Below are 14931 nucleotides of genomic sequence, written 5' to 3'. Positions count from 1 at the left end.
TCCTCAAGTAGCGATGGAGGAGGGAAAAACCTCAAGGAGGTTGTCACGGAAATTAGAAAAAAAGGAGAGAAACGTTATTGAACGTGAAGGGAATTATTTAAAATCCCCAGATTTACTTCCAGTGACACATCAACAAAGAAATATTGGAACATTTGGTTTTGCGGTGATTTGGATAGGAATGGCAATTGTATTAGCGGCTTTTGCCATTGGTGGTTCGGCTATCATGAATTTATCCTTACCAATGGTGATTGTGGCAACATTGGTAGGTTCTTGTTTAATTGGCGTCTTTATGACGTTAATTGGTGACATCGGAATAGAGCATGGATTATCTTTCCCTGTTTATATGCGTGCACCATTTGGCACATTCGGTACTCATATACCTTCCCTTGTACGTGGTGTTACAGCTGCCTGTTGGTTTGGTTTGAATACGTATTTTGGTGCATTAGCGATAAACGGAATTTTAAATTTATTGTTTGGCTTTGATAATTGGTTTATCTGCTTCCTTGTGTTTGCAGCGCTTCAACTCTTTAATACATCTCTTGGTATTAAATCCATTGAGCGTTTTGCTGATTTAGCAGCCCCTGTCATAATTTTAATTTCTTGTTGGATGTATTACACATTGGCAGATAATGCAACATCTCAGGGAAAAAATATTTGGACGTGGGTGGAAACCCCAACAACAGGCTTCGCTGCTTTTACCGCCTTTATGGTAGTGGTGATGGCAAATATGGGCTTTTGGGCAACCTTAGCAGCAGATATGCCATCCTTGTCCCGTTTCTTTAAAGCACCCAAAAATGAGCGTAATTGGTTCAAGCGTAATAAAACACAGCTTGTAGGCTCTTTAATTGTCATGCCCATTACAAACACATTCATTGTTACGATTGGTGCAGTTTGCTATATGGCAGTTGCCTCGGCAGACCCAATTAATGCCTTACAGCAAAGTGCAAGCGGCTTTATTCTTGGAATTCTATTGCTGATGATTGTATTAGCACAATGGTCGACAAATACCTCTGCCAACGTTGTACCAGCAGCTACTATTTTCTCTAATATCGGTGGACCGAAAGTGCCATTCTGGGTAGGGGTAGTTATTGCAGGGATTATTGGTATTCTTGCACAGCCCTGGAGTCTATTTGATGTCATGGTCAATGTCCTATTAATCATTGGCGGTATTTTAACAGCGATTGTAGGTATTTTATTTGCTGATTACTACCTGATTCGTAAACGGCGCGTACATGTAAAAGAGCTTTATGAATTAGATGGGCAATTTAAATATTATAAGGGCTTTAATATGGCTGGATTAATCGCTTGGGTAATCGGTGGTGCAGTTGCCAATATATTTTCAACTTACTCTTCTTTAGTAGGGTTTGCTGTAGGCGCGATTGTATATTATGTATTAGCGAAGTATTGGTGGTTTAAAAAGTATCCACAAGCTGAGCTAGATGATCCAAGTGATGCCAAATATTTAGGTATTACTGTCGGACATAATTTAGACGAAATATTTGGCCAGCCAACAGCTCCAACGGCGACTCCGGATGAAGATGAACTGGTGGAGCAACCAGATCCTCTGTTAGAGATGAAGGGTGCCGAGTAAGTGAGACAACATCAAGACATTTTCAAAAGAAGGTGAGGTGATGGCATGTCTGAATTCCAACAAAGCACAGAGGAAATTCAAAAAGTAGATCATTATTTAGATAGTGGCTTTAAAATCAAATATGTCTACGAAAATTTAAGTGGGATGTTTGTAGAGTTTGCACGTCAAGAAGAAGTGACTTTGCTACAAATTCTAACAGCAGATGCACGTAAATACTTTTCTGCAAAATTACAGGAACAAACTTTATTACAATAACGAAGTAAACTCTATTCCTTTCGACTTGAACGGAATAGAGTTTTTTGAATTTTCTGATTTTAATTATGTTGAAGTAACATCATATTTCGTACAAACATCAATTAAATCGTCGTTATTACCTATTTTTTGTTATTCTATTAAAATAGTAATATTTTTTGTTTTTCCTAAAAATACATTTGTCTTTTTTAGAAAAATTGATTATTATTTTAAAGTAAAAACATCGTAGAAAGAACAACAGGAAAAGAGGCGTTATGGAGTGGCCAATAAGGAATTGAAAAGAGGATTAGAAGCACGTCATATTCAAATGATTGCACTTGGCGGTACGATTGGTGTTGGGCTATTTATGGGCTCAGCAAGTGCTATTCAATGGACAGGACCTTCTGTACTCCTTGCCTATGGTATTGCAGGTATTTTTATTTTTTTCATTATGAGGGCAATGGGTGAGATGCTTTATATGGAGCCAAGTACAGGCTCTTTTGCCACATTTGGCTATAAATATATTCATCCTTTAGCAGGGTATTTAACAGCGTGGAGTAACTGGTTCCAATGGGTTATTGTTGGGATGTCTGAAATTATAGCAGTAGGAACGTATATGCAATATTGGTATCCAGAATTACCAGCTTGGATACCTGGTCTAATTGCAATGGTGATTTTGGGTGTGGCAAACTTCATTTCTGTCAAATCGTTTGGAGAATTTGAATTCTGGTTTGCGATGATTAAAATTGTTACGATTATTTTAATGATTATTGCAGGGGTCGGACTCATCTTCTTTGGCTTTGGCAATGATGGAATAGCAATCGGCTTATCCAATCTTTGGAGTCACGGTGGCTTCTTTACAGGTGGCTGGACAGGATTTTTCTTTGCCTTATCTTTAGTCGTTGCTGCCTATCAAGGGGTGGAGCTCATTGGGATTACAGCAGGAGAAGCAAAAAATCCTCAACAAACGATTACGAATGCCATCCAAAGCATTATTTGGCGTATTTTAATTTTCTATATCGGTGCAATCTTTGTCATTGTTACAGTGTATCCTTGGGATGAGCTTGGCACAATTGGTAGTCCTTTCGTTGCGACATTTGCTAAGGTAGGTATCACGGCTGCCGCAGGTATTATTAATTTCGTCGTCATCACAGCTGCAATGTCAGGGTGTAACAGTGGAATCTATAGTGCTGGACGTATGTTATATACACTTGCTATGAATGGACAAGCACCAAAATTTTTCGCAAAGCTTTCTAGTAATGGTGTGCCTTTATTTGGAACAGCGGGCGTATTAGTTGGCTTAGTCGTTGGTGTTATTTTAAGTTATATTGCCCCTGAAAACTTATTTGTTTATGTGTATAGTGCAAGTGTTTTACCAGGGATGATTCCATGGTTTATCATTTTAATAAGTCAAATTCGTTTTAGAAAAGTAAAGGAAGCGCAGCTAGCAAAGCATCCTTTTAAAATGCCGTTCGCACCGATTACAAACTATGTAACAATTATCTTTTTAATCATGGTACTAGTCGGCATGTGGTTCAATGATGATACACGCGTGTCATTAATAGTGGGCATTATTTTCTTGATTCTTGTAACCATTAGCTACTACGTATTTGGTATTGGTAAAAACCGATACAGCAAAGATTCTATAGAATAACCTTTAAGGATGTATCTCTAATTGGGATGCATCCTTTTTGTATGGCTATTTTTGCTAGCACAATTTTTACATAATTAAATGATAAAAAGGCAAACTACTAAAAAATGAATGATATGGACTGGTATTTATCGGAACAAAAGGGGTGGAGCAAAAATGAACGAGATACCCGAGCAGATTGTCACTAAATTAAAGCAGGAGATTAACGAAGTCGATGACGTAAAACTGAAAATGATCGCTACAGAAGAAGGGGATGTGACGGTCATTTATTTCTCCTCACTCATCGAAAAAATGACCTTACAAACCATGGTGACGATTCCACTAGCTAATAATTTGAAACAAATTCATCAAATGGCTCAATATGTGGACCCGAAAGATGTGAAAGGTGTCGTTAAAAAATTGAATGCTGGGCAAACCCTTCTTTTTTTTCACGAAACCAACGCCCTATTAAGTATCGATACGTATAGTGCGCCTACAAGGGCCATTACGGATACGGAAACAGAGTCGACTGTAATTGGTCCACAGGATGCATTTACAGAATCACTGGAAACGAATATATCGTTAGTGAGAAGACGGATTCAAAGCTCCATGCTAAAAAATGAAAACCGAATTGTTGGGTCAGAAGCCAATATTAAAATATCGATTATGTATATGGATAATATCGTGAGCCATGAAAATTTAGATGATTTAAGAAACCGTATTGACCAGGTAGATTATCCGTTATTTACGGATATATCCGTGTTGAAGCAATTAATTGAGGATAATCCATTATCGCCCTTTCCTCAATATTACATGACAGTCCGTCCAGATAGTATTTGCCGTTATCTTCTGGATGGTAGAATCGTCGTTTTTATGGATAATAGTCAACTAGCCATTGTCTGTCCCACTTCTTTTTTTGAAATGTTCGTGTCGATTGAGGATTACTACAACCGTTGGACAACAGCATCTTTATTAAGGATGCTGCGCTTTTTTGGTTTTTTCTTAACGATCATGATTACACCAATGTATATATCAGCCTTAACCTTTCATCCAGAAATTTTGCCATACGAATTATTACTAAATCTTCAAGAATCAAGAAGTAAGGTACCATTTCCACCACTGATTGAGGTATTATTTATCGAGCTTATAATTGAAGTCTTACGAGAAGCGGGCTCTCGAATGCCTGCCAAAGTCGGACAAACCATTGGTATCGTAGGAGGTATTGTAATTGGTACAGCGGCCGTAGAAGCTGGATTACTAAGTAATATACTCATTGTGTTAGTCGCTACCTCAGCACTACTTTCCTTCTTACCGCCTATTTTCTTAATGAGTAATACTAGCCGATTTATTCGTTATATTTTTATCTTATCAGCAGGTTTATTTGGCTTGTTTGGACAGATGCTCGCCTTTGCGTGGTTAATCCACCATTTATTAAGTCTCAAATCCTTAGGAACGCATTATATGACACCTGCTATTCCAAGAAAGCCAAGCGATTTATTGGATAGTGTCATCCGATTTCCAACTAAATATATAAGAAGTAAGACTGGTATTTCAAAAGTACAGAAAAAATAGTGTCAGAATGAGGTGGTTAACTTTGAATACAACAAAAGGAAAGGTGTTAAATCGTTATCATGTCATCTTCTTAGCGCAAAGTATTATGATTGGTACCGGTATCCTTTCGCTCCCTCAGAAATTAAGTCCTATGGGCTACACACAATCATTTATGCCTCTTCTCTTTGGTGTGATTGCTAGCCTGACACTATTTGCGATGGTATGGCTTTGTTCAAAGTTTCCCAATGATGATTTATTTCGAATGAATGAAATATTATTGGGAAAATGGCTCGGAAAATTTATAAATCTACTCGTCATTATTCAATTTATTGTTTTTAGTGCAGGGATTATTAGTAATTATATGCACTTAATTCAAAGTACAGCATTGCAGGAACAAACCATCACCATGCCTGTCCTTTGCTTTTTACTTCTACTTATTTATATTGTAAGTGGGGGTATTAAATCTATTGCACGATTTTGTATAATGACATTTTTTATTACCATTGGATTATTCTATTTTACGCGCTGGGCCATTGAAAAAGGTGATCCAAGTCATTTTTTGCCTCTATTTAATTTTACGCCTAAGGAATTTTATGAAGCGTTAAAGCAAGGATATTTTTCTATCCTTGGTTACGAATTAATTCTATTTTATTTTCCATATATCATCGATCAAAAAAAGGCATTTCGTCATTCCTTAATCGGTATTTGGATTAGTATATTTTTATGCTTTATCACAACAGCTATTAGCGTCATGTATTATTCAGAGTGGCAATTAAAAAATGTAGAGTTTTCAGTATTAAACCTATTTAAGGCAGGAGAATTTACCTTTATTGAGCGAATCGATATCATTGGCATTACGCTTTGGGTTTTTCTAATCTTATCCTCGATTACAGCCTATGTATGGTGTGCAAAAAGGGGTATGGATACCTTCCTTAAAAAGAAAAAGCAAAGTTATCAGTTGTATATCATCGCCTTGATCATTTTCTTTATTGTAAAAATGCCCTTTTCGCGTGAATTCCAGGAAAAATTATTTATGGCAAGTAACTATGTAGGCTATGTGCTGGTAAGCTGGCCAGTGTTTTTAATCCTGATATATGTTATTCGAAAAAAGCAGGTGCAGGTATGAAAAATAAACGTCTATGCATCATTTCTTTTTTGATTTTCGTTTTACTTGCAGGCTGTTCTAAAAAAGAAATAAAAGTTCCTCTAGAGGATGTTGGGATGGTAGATTCGATGGCTTTTGACTATATCGATGAGAATCAGATGAGACTCACAGTAGCGATCCCCCAATATTCTCCAGACGCAGAAAAAGACACACAAACTTTTTCTATCACAACAGATTTAGTATCAAGCGGCATCGTGGAAATAGAAAAGCAATCCGATAAGAAAATAGTCTTCAATCAATTGCGAGTTGTCTTAGTAAACGAAGATTTTGCGCGGAAAGGGAATGTTCGAAAAATTGTTCAGCACTTATATCGCAATGCGGAAGTAGGTAATAAAGTATTGATAGCTGTTGTGAAGGATAATGCGGAAGCGATTTTAAAAGGAGATTATCCTGATAAGCCAAGTATTAATTTTTATTTGAACAATCTATTAGAGCCGAGTATCAATACTGCTTTTAACCCCAATACCAATATTCATGATTTTATGTACTCGATTACAAATCCTGTAGTGGATACAGTATTACCCTATGTTGAAAAACGAGAGGAGAAATTAGAGATTAAAGGCGTTGCCATATTTAAAGGGAATCAGATGCATGAATTAATTAAACCTGAGGAAGCACTAGTTATTCAAGCTTTAAGTGGACAGAAAAATCTTGCTCCTTTGCACCTTGATTTAAATGCAGGACATGGAGAAGAAAAGGTAATGATTGATTTAATCGAGAGCAGTGTGAAAAAAGAGAGTAATAAAAATATGGAATCACCCAAATTAACGATTTTCTTAAAAATAAAGGGTACTTTAAGCGAATATAAGGGAGAAAGAGAATCACATTTATTTACAGTTGAAAGCATTAGTGATTTGGAAAAAGATGTGAATAAACAGCTGGAACAGGATATTAGTGAATTTTTAGCGCGATTAAATAAAACAGAGGTAGATCCAGCTGGCTTAAGTGAAGAATTTAGAATGTATCATCATGGAAAATGGACATCGAAAAAAACAAGAGAGCTTATTAGAAAATTAGACGTGAAGGTCCATGTAGAAACGTCCATTATTAGTACAGGTACTTTAAAATAACAGCAAAGACCCATTCGATAAGAAGGGTCTTTGCTGTTATTGTGTTTTTCGCATAATAAAGCTTAAATGTCTTCCGGCTTGTTTATCTTGACGATAAGAAAAGCCATCGGGACTAAGGAATGTACAGGTTTCATCAATTTGTATTTGATTCACTGGAATACCCGCAAGCTCACATTGCTTTTTGACTGTCTGCTGATTATCAATATGGTATTTTTTCGTTTCTGCATTGTAATACATAAATTCTTCGGCATAACCAAGACTGTGAAATTTTTCATATACATCTGCGTCTACCTCAAATTTCTGCTGACTCAGTGCCATACCGATTTGAACATGAAAGTCCTCAGGTCGACACTGTTCTTCATTCATAAGATGCTGAAACAGTTTGGGTGTTATTTCTTTGACTGTTCCTTGCCATCCCGAATGAATCACACCGACGAGTCCATTCACAGCATTATAAAAAATAACGGGCACGCAATCTGCTGTAAAACTACATAATAGTAAGTTAGGCTCAAGTGTATAAAGCGCGTCTGTATTCTTCACCGCTGTATCCATTTGCGCAGCTCCTCGTCCTTGATCGGCTAATGTGACTTTATGAAAGTTCGCACTATGTGTTTGCTCTGTACAAATAAAATTTTGTAAATCACAGTTCAATGTCGCAGCTAAATGCTGACGATTGTTAATGATAGCTTGAACATCATGGCAACTATGCAAAGCCATATTATTGTGTTCAATCTCCATCTCATCTTTTAAGGTCGTTCCTGCGATAAATTGCTCATTATCTATATACATTTTTATTTTCATTTAATCACCTCGTTTTACTATATAGGATCGCTTGTGGAATGTATAGGTTGCCGTTTTTTACTATTTAGCACTCCTTTACCCGTCTATCAAACTTTTAGACATAAAGAATCGATTTCCTCATATAGTAGAAGGAATGCTAGAGAGGGGGAGAGCGTGAATGTTGAGTGAACAAGACATATTATTAATTTGCCAAGTAGGAATGGGTCTTTTTTGGATTTTTACATATATACTTGTTATTTACAAAGGATGGCAAGATAAAACCTATGGCATGCCTATGGTCGCTATTTGTGCCAATATTTCATGGGAATTTATCTTTGCCTTTTTCTACCCACAAAATGACCTGCAACGCTATATTACGCTGATTTGGTTTGTATTGGATGTCTTTATTTTGATGCAATTTTTACGTTATGCTCCAAATGAATATCGAAAGATGCTATCAAAAAAGCTATTGTATTTCTCCTTTTTGATCACGTTAATCTTTAGCATGCTGATCATTTTAGGTATAGTCTATGAATTTCAAGATTTCGAAGGAAAGTACGTAGCATTCTTTCAAAATCTTATGATGTCAGGTCTATTTATTGCTTTACTCTTGCAAAGAGGGAATTTAGCTGGTCAATCCATGGGGATTGCAGTTTGTAAGATGGTGGGTACATTATTTGCAGCGGTAGGCTTTTATCTATACTTCCGCACACCTTTAATTACCATTATTTCTGTAGCAACGCTCTTTTATGATTGGCTCTATATTCTCTTAATTTATCGATTACAGCGTAAGCAATTAGCAAAATAGGATATTTTGTGCAGCAATTGATCACTGAATCTATTAGTAATGTATGCCAATTACAAACATATTGCAACTTGATGACAAGTCCAATGGGAAAGAATAGCGAAAGAAAGGGCTTTAACCAAACATATGGCGAGCTTGTCATACAATTGTAAAAATCCTTCCAAATATTTTGTGATGATTATGGCTCAGAAACTATTTACGATAATGGTAGAGCAATTAGGAAGGGTGATTAACATGTTTAAAAAAATAAAAAAAGTAGCACTAGCTTCAGTAGTAGCAACTTCATTATTAGTGCCAGTTGCGGCAATGGCCGCCGAATCCTATACAGTGACATCTGGTGATACGCTATGGAAAATAGCATTAAAAACAGAAACGGGTGTACAGGAATTAATTGATGCCAACCCACAACTCGCTAACCCAAATCAAATTTCTCCAGGTCAAAAAATTAACGTCCCTGTAAAAGAACAGGCAACAGTTGAACAAGAGGTTGTGAAACTTGTCAATGCAGAACGGGCAAAAGCAGGTCTTCCAGCATTGCAAGAAGATTGGGAGCTATCAAGGGTTGCTAAATATAAGTCGCAAGATATGCAGGATAAAAATTACTTTGACCACACAAGTCCAACGTATGGTACACCTTTTACCATGATGAAAAACTTCGGTATTACGTATAAATCTGCTGGTGAAAATATCGCGAAGGGCCAACGCTCCGCACAGGAAGTTGTAACGGCCTGGATGAACAGTGAAGGACACCGTGCCAATATCCTTAATAAAAGCTACACACATATTGGTGTAGGCTATGTACAGGAAGGTAATTACTGGACACAAATGTTTATTCAAAAATAAAAAAAGAAAGAGTATCTATTGGCTTTTGTGATAGCTAGTAGATGCTCTTTTTCGCGTTAAATTCTAAAGTATACCGTATTGGAAGCGTATATTACTTCTTCTAGAATTAACATCCCCCTAAATCATTAAAAGGTTAATTAAGTACAAGAATACACATCAAACTATCTTTAGATATGTCAGGCTAAGGATAATGTAGCGTGTTTTTGCTATCTTGACAAATAAAAATAACCAAAAAACAACACACTATGAGCAATAGACGAATAAGATGTCTCTGTAGTATGAAGATAGAGGTGGTGTTTATGGTTGAAAAAGAAGTGGTTAGCTACATGTTGCGTTATCTGTATGATGGGTCTAGTAGGTTGTGAAAAAGAAGCAGTCCATCATAACAAGCTAGAACAAGAAATTCAACAACGTGAGGAAGTACAGCAACCTGTTACATATGAACAAGAACAAATGATTGATCCTATTGTAGAGGTTGTTGATCCAACTACGAGTAAGGTACTTAAAACGATATCTCCAAAGGAATTTGGCTTTGATACAGACCCACAAGCCTATCAAAAACATCTAGAGCAATTAGCAAGGGAATGGGCGAGAGGAACAGACACATCAAAGGGCTATGATCAGCGTATGATGCTTGATCGATTGGATGAAAACGGGCAAGTGATCAAGGGGAAGCCGCAAATCATTTTAAAGGAAAGTGAGCTAGTGGAGCGTATAATCGAAGCTTCCGCGACTGGGGGTCAGGTAGAAATGCCGCTCTATATAACAGAAAGTGGCTATTATTTTGAGGACCTTCCATTATTAGAGGAAGTGGTTGTTGCATCTTATACAACTTATTTCAATCGTGCTGATTTAGGAAGAAATAAAAATATTGAGCTCTCTGCTAGAGCCATTCATAATGTGATTGTAGGCAGTGGCGATTATTTTTCTTTTAATACAATTGTAGGTCCAAGAGATGAGGCAAATGGCTATCAACCCGCACCTGAAATTATTAATAAGAAGGTAGTCATGGGAATTGGTGGTGGAATCTGTCAAACTTCTTCAACCTTGTTTAATGCAGTAGACCAAATTCCCGTCAAATATGTTGAACGCCATCATCATTCGTTAGATGTAGGATATGTCCCAAAAGGAAGAGATGCTACGGTTTCTTATGATACGTTAGATTTTAGGTTTCAAAACTCAAATGATGTACCATTTTTAATTAAGGCAAGCTATGGAGAGAATTCTCTAACAATTGAAATTCGAACGGCAGAAAAATATGTAGAATTATTGAAAAAACCATAATGTTGTAAGGAGACACCACTGGACGTTGGTGTCTTTTTTCGGATCGCATGATATAGTTAAATTGATACAATTCAGAAAATTTTAGGGGGAAAAGACAATGCATCCTAAACTACAAGCAACGATTGATTCGATTGATTTATACCAAGCAACTTACCCAGAGGATGCTTGTGTCATCGTGGCAGATACGGAAAAAGTGCTTGCCTACAAACCAGGAAAAAAGGTTGACTTAAAAGTTGGGGTTGGTGACCCAGTACATAAATATCGAGGTACAGCAACAGAAATAGCGTTAAGTTCAGGAAAATTTGTGAAAGAGGAGCGTAGCGCAGAAGGTTTTGGTATGGCCTATATCGCCTCTGCCCAGCCTATTTTTGAAGGAGGACGTATTATTGGCGTAGTAAGTGCCATTATTTCCAACGAAAAAATGGATAGTATGCGTCTATTGGCAACTGAGCTTTCGAGTGCTGTAGAAGAAATGACAGCTACAAATGAAGGATTAGCCACTGCCAGTAAGGATGTATCCAATCGTTTGGAAGAGCTATCTAATTTCGCGGAATCGATGACAGGCGATATTGAACAAATTAATGTGATTGTCCATTTAGTAAAAGATTTAGCTATGAAATCGAGAATTCTTGGTCTAAACGCATCGATAGAAGCAGCACGTTCAGGTGAGCATGGGCGTGGCTTTGCGGTGGTCGCTTCTGAAATACAAAAAATGTCCCAGAGTAGTACAGAAAGTGCTGATAGCATAACTGTGCAACTAGAAAATATTAAACAATCCATCGATCAGGTCAATGCATCAACAAATCAAATTGCTGCGTTTACACAGCAGTTTGCTGCGAGTATGCATGAATTAACAGATGCCTACAAAGGGGTTAATAGTACAGCAGAAAAGCTAATGCAAATTAGTGACATCAAAGGATAGGCATATAAAAAGGATAATAGACAAGTGCTATTATCCTTTTTCATGATTAAATGATCTCTAAAATTTCCTGTGGTGTTGAGACACTGTATTCAGGTTCGTCATTTTGCACGACTTCTTTGGCATCATAGCCCCATTCCACCCAAATAATTGGTATACCGGCTTTCTTACAAGCAACAATATCCCTTTGCTCGTCTCCAATGTATACGACGTTAGACGAGTCGACATTTGCTTCCTTTAAAAACTTTTTCATTACTTTGTCCTTACCAAAAATGCGGTTGGAGCAAAGTACATCTGCTACACAATGAATACCGTTCATTTTAAGAAATTCTAAAATATTCTCTTTAGAGTTTGAGGAAATAATCAGGATTTTATAGCCTCTTTTATCAATCTCTATTAATAGTTCCTTCATTCCTTCAAAAAGATGAACATCATTTAATGATTGACGATACAATTTATAAAATTGCGGTAAAATCATAGGCAACTTATACATTGGAAAGTCGAATAATTTACTGCGTTCTGAAATTGATAATTTTTTTAATGTATCAATTTCCTTTAATTCAATGCCTTTAAATTTATATTTTTGGGCTAAAGTATTCCATGCTGAGGCAAACACAGCAGTAGAATCTGCAAGCGTCCCATCAAAATCAAAGATAATATGCTTCATTGCAAACTTTCTCCTTTTTCATCTCGTTGTATTGACGTTCTATGCTAAAAAAATGTTACATGGAATGGGCATCTAGTATTCTTGAAATAACAACCATTTTGAGCGTACGTAAACATCTTATGGTAAATATTATCAGAAAATACGGCGATTGCAATGAAAATGGTACAACAAAAGGAGGTGTCTCAAAAGTCCATTGAGACACCTCGACATTATTGTGTTTTATGATAGGTACTGGTAATTTTTATAAAAGTTTTTCTGTTTTTTCGCGTGTTCGAATTAAATAAAAGGCATTGATGCAGGCGGCAATCGGAATAATCAATGCAATGCCGATTCCTGCACAAAAAATGGTTGTCATTTCGGCACTAAAAACCTTGGAGTTAACAATTTCCCCAATCGAATAGGAGAGGTCCTTGAACCAGATTAATAAGCTTAAATAGCCACCAAAGAAAGCAAAAAATAACGTATTAGTATCGGTTCCTAATATATCTCTTCCTATGCTTAAGCCAACTGTAAATAATTTTTTTCTACTCATCGAAGGATTGCGATAAAAAATCTCATGCATAGAGGTAGCGATGGAAATGGCTACATCCATAATGGCACCAATCGTACTCATAATGATGACTGATGCACCAATCTGCACAAAATTAACACCAATGTAGAGAGAAAAGATGCTGATTTCTTCAGTTGATTCTTCGCCAAACCCTTGGATCATCGACTTTTCCGTTACAAAGGTAATAAAGAGTAGTAACATACCTATCGTCACCATCGTCGAGATAAAGGCTGTAATGGTTTTACTGTTTGTTTTATTGATATAGAAAAGACTAATACAGCTAATGACCGTACAGGCAATAAACGTCAAGATGATGGGGCTATTTTTAGGGTTTGTCATTAAAAAAATGGTGACAAAGAGCACACCAAAGTTTAGGAATAAAGAAAGAAATGAGCGTATCCCCTGTCTACCGCCGACAAGTACCATTAACAAGAATAATATAACTGCTAATAAGACGACAACATTCATCCTTGAACCCTCTTTCGATTAATGAAAAATATAGCGGTATACTGACTGATAGGAATCGTAAGGACAACACCAATACCCCCTGCTAAGGCACGGGCTAATTCTAAAGAAAGATTTAAGGTCAATGTAAGCCCTAATGTGGAAGAATTTTTTAAATAGAGAATAATCATAGGTATGGAGCCGCAAAGGTAGGCAAAGAATAAGATACTTGTAATGGTACCCATAATATCTTTACCGATTTCATGTCCCGAAGATTTAAGAGCCTTGACAGAGATTGTAGGATCTTGCTCGTATAAAGCAAAAATTGAGGAAGCCATTGTAATAGAAACATCCATTACTGCCCCAAGTGAGCCAATAAATAAACCTGCCATAAAGACAGTACGATAAGGACGTGTTAAAAATTGCATTTCTTCATAACGAAGACCATTTTCACCTGTCAACCACATTACAATAGAGCTTATGATAAGCGCTATAACAGTGCCTAAAAGTGTGGACACGATGGCTACATATGTTTTTGTATGCAATCCACTAATAAGTAGTAGCGAAATAATCGTAAATAGCAGGGCGCAAATGCCGCTGACTAATAACAGGTTTACGCCCCCATGCTTCACATAAAGATCTAATGCGAATGATAAAATCACAGCATTGACACTCAAACTAATGATAGAAAATAAGCCTTGTCTTTTACCTACAATAAGTAGGGCAAAAATAAAAATCCATGCAATCATTACCATGGTTTGATCTCGTTTTAAATCGAGAATGGTTCCTGTTAAAACAGATTCTGTTGTGCGATCAACTAGCATGACAAAGATTTCATTTCCTACATGGTATTCTTGATCAAAAGCACCAGACGAAGAATAGTCATTCGTCAAATGAATGGATTGCCCCTTATGCTGACCATTTTTGATAATGGCCATAATCTCCTGTGTAAACAAAAAATCCTCATTTTCATACATATCTGTCATCGGTTCTGATGCTGTTACATCCACTTGCGTTATTTCCGCTATCGGTCGATCATAAAATTGTTCGTTATGATGTACGAAAACGATCGAAACCCCACAACAGAGTGCTAATAGGGCATAGAAAATAGCTTGTTTAAAAGGTATATTTTTAAAAAATGTCAAGTAAATGACCTCCAAACTGCTAGACTGAATAGTCACTTGTAAAGGAACGTTTTTTTGATTAAGAAGTTCCATAAACAGGTTAAATGTCATCATTTTAATAACATCTTTTACATTTTTCAAGTCGAGTCAAAGCTGTTTAAAATTTATGCTTCGAAAAAAATTTAAAAAGAAGGATGGATAATATAATAAAATAGTGTTATCGTAAGACTAGCTAAATAAAAATATTCTTCGGGGTAGGGTGAAATTCCCAATCGGC

Annotated in this window: 14 protein-coding genes; 10 read left to right on the top strand and 4 right to left on the bottom strand. The window is 36.6% G+C overall.

The window, feature by feature from the left end; translation table 11 throughout:
• Positions 1 to 76: 76 nt before the first annotated feature.
• The 6 genes from B3D98_RS02345 to B3D98_RS02320 all read left to right on the top strand — a co-directional run bounded on the left by B3D98_RS02345 (position 77) and on the right by B3D98_RS02320 (position 7238).
• Positions 77 to 1591 carry an NCS1 family transporter gene (locus B3D98_RS02345; protein ID WP_054550729.1) on the top strand — a complete coding sequence of 505 codons (1515 nt, stop codon included), beginning with the start codon at positions 77 to 79 and terminating at the stop codon, positions 1589 to 1591.
• A 45-nt stretch (positions 1592 to 1636) separates the two neighbouring features.
• Positions 1637 to 1846 carry a hypothetical protein gene (locus tag B3D98_RS02340; protein WP_016995612.1) on the top strand — a complete coding sequence of 70 codons (210 nt, stop codon included), beginning with the start codon at positions 1637 to 1639 and terminating at the stop codon, positions 1844 to 1846.
• 256 nt (positions 1847 to 2102) lie between these two features.
• On the top strand, positions 2103 to 3476 hold the full coding sequence (locus B3D98_RS02335; protein WP_054550730.1) for an amino acid permease: 1374 nt from the start codon (positions 2103 to 2105) through the stop codon (positions 3474 to 3476).
• A 153-nt stretch (positions 3477 to 3629) separates the two neighbouring features.
• Entirely contained in the window at positions 3630 to 5024 is a 1395-nt protein-coding gene (locus B3D98_RS02330; protein WP_054550731.1) for a spore germination protein, read from the top strand.
• Positions 5025 to 5046: 22 nt separating this feature from the next.
• Entirely contained in the window at positions 5047 to 6129 is a 1083-nt protein-coding gene (locus B3D98_RS02325; RefSeq protein WP_054550732.1) for a GerAB/ArcD/ProY family transporter, read from the top strand.
• Entirely contained in the window at positions 6126 to 7238 is a 1113-nt protein-coding gene (locus B3D98_RS02320) for a Ger(x)C family spore germination protein (protein ID WP_054550733.1), read from the top strand. The genes B3D98_RS02325 and B3D98_RS02320 overlap by 4 nt, the downstream gene beginning before the upstream one ends.
• 36 nt (positions 7239 to 7274) lie before the next feature.
• Here B3D98_RS02320 and pgeF read toward each other — a convergent pair whose 3' ends face one another.
• Positions 7275 to 8039 carry a peptidoglycan editing factor PgeF gene (pgeF, locus tag B3D98_RS02315; protein ID WP_048389906.1) on the bottom strand — a complete coding sequence of 255 codons (765 nt, stop codon included), beginning with the start codon at positions 8037 to 8039 and terminating at the stop codon, positions 7275 to 7277.
• Positions 8040 to 8196: 157 nt separating this feature from the next.
• Between pgeF and B3D98_RS02310 the strand changes: the two genes are divergently transcribed.
• The 4 genes from B3D98_RS02310 (at position 8197) to B3D98_RS02295 (ending at position 11872) form a co-directional block, all read left to right on the top strand.
• A complete protein-coding gene (locus B3D98_RS02310; protein ID WP_016995451.1) occupies positions 8197 to 8826 on the top strand; it encodes a hypothetical protein in 630 nt (209 codons plus the stop codon).
• Positions 8827 to 9057: 231 nt separating this feature from the next.
• Positions 9058 to 9666, top strand: coding sequence for a CAP domain-containing protein (locus B3D98_RS02305; protein ID WP_112117691.1), 609 nt, complete (start codon positions 9058 to 9060; stop codon positions 9664 to 9666).
• Between the two features lie 303 nt (positions 9667 to 9969).
• Positions 9970 to 10950 (top strand): VanW family protein, encoded by a 981-nt coding sequence (locus tag B3D98_RS02300; protein ID WP_288580166.1) that lies wholly within the window; start codon positions 9970 to 9972, stop codon positions 10948 to 10950.
• Between the two features lie 97 nt (positions 10951 to 11047).
• Positions 11048 to 11872 carry a methyl-accepting chemotaxis protein gene (locus tag B3D98_RS02295; RefSeq protein ID WP_048389914.1) on the top strand — a complete coding sequence of 275 codons (825 nt, stop codon included), beginning with the start codon at positions 11048 to 11050 and terminating at the stop codon, positions 11870 to 11872.
• A 46-nt stretch (positions 11873 to 11918) separates the two neighbouring features.
• Here the strand turns inward: B3D98_RS02295 and B3D98_RS02290 are convergent, their stop codons facing one another.
• From B3D98_RS02290 to B3D98_RS02280, 3 genes are all read right to left on the bottom strand, one after another.
• Positions 11919 to 12536 (bottom strand): HAD-IA family hydrolase, encoded by a 618-nt coding sequence (locus B3D98_RS02290; RefSeq protein ID WP_048389915.1) that lies wholly within the window; start codon positions 12534 to 12536, stop codon positions 11919 to 11921.
• 241 nt (positions 12537 to 12777) lie between these two features.
• Complete coding sequence (locus B3D98_RS02285) at positions 12778 to 13554, bottom strand: YibE/F family protein (RefSeq protein WP_288580163.1); 777 nt, start codon at positions 13552 to 13554, stop codon at positions 12778 to 12780.
• Positions 13551 to 14675 (bottom strand): YibE/F family protein, encoded by a 1125-nt coding sequence (locus B3D98_RS02280; RefSeq protein ID WP_288580160.1) that lies wholly within the window; start codon positions 14673 to 14675, stop codon positions 13551 to 13553. Before B3D98_RS02280 ends, B3D98_RS02285 begins: the two co-directional genes overlap by 4 nt.
• Between the last annotated feature and the right edge of the window lie 256 nt (positions 14676 to 14931).

The organism is Lysinibacillus sp. UBA5994 (assembly GCF_002429725.1).
In the GTDB taxonomy this organism is placed as follows: Bacteria; Bacillota; Bacilli; order Bacillales_A; family Planococcaceae; genus Lysinibacillus; species Lysinibacillus capsici.
This window is presented reverse-complemented; position numbering and strand designations above follow the sequence as displayed.

Bases quoted from the DNA above. Each gene is read 5' to 3' on its own strand.
- B3D98_RS02290 (WP_048389915.1), bottom strand. From the start codon at position 12,536: ATGAAGCATATTATCTTTGATTTTGATGGGACGCTTGCAGATTCTACT.
- B3D98_RS02330 (WP_054550731.1), top strand. From the start codon at position 3,630: ATGAACGAGATACCCGAGCAGATTGTCACTAAATTAAAGCAGGAGATT.
- B3D98_RS02295 (WP_048389914.1), top strand. From the start codon at position 11,048: ATGCATCCTAAACTACAAGCAACGATTGATTCGATTGATTTATACCAA.
- B3D98_RS02310 (WP_016995451.1), top strand. From the start codon at position 8,197: ATGTTGAGTGAACAAGACATATTATTAATTTGCCAAGTAGGAATGGGT.
- pgeF (WP_048389906.1), bottom strand. From the start codon at position 8,039: ATGAAAATAAAAATGTATATAGATAATGAGCAATTTATCGCAGGAACG.
- B3D98_RS02340 (WP_016995612.1), top strand. From the start codon at position 1,637: ATGTCTGAATTCCAACAAAGCACAGAGGAAATTCAAAAAGTAGATCAT.
- B3D98_RS02285 (WP_288580163.1), bottom strand. From the start codon at position 13,554: ATGAATGTTGTCGTCTTATTAGCAGTTATATTATTCTTGTTAATGGTA.
- B3D98_RS02320 (WP_054550733.1), top strand. From the start codon at position 6,126: ATGAAAAATAAACGTCTATGCATCATTTCTTTTTTGATTTTCGTTTTA.
- B3D98_RS02305 (WP_112117691.1), top strand. From the start codon at position 9,058: ATGTTTAAAAAAATAAAAAAAGTAGCACTAGCTTCAGTAGTAGCAACT.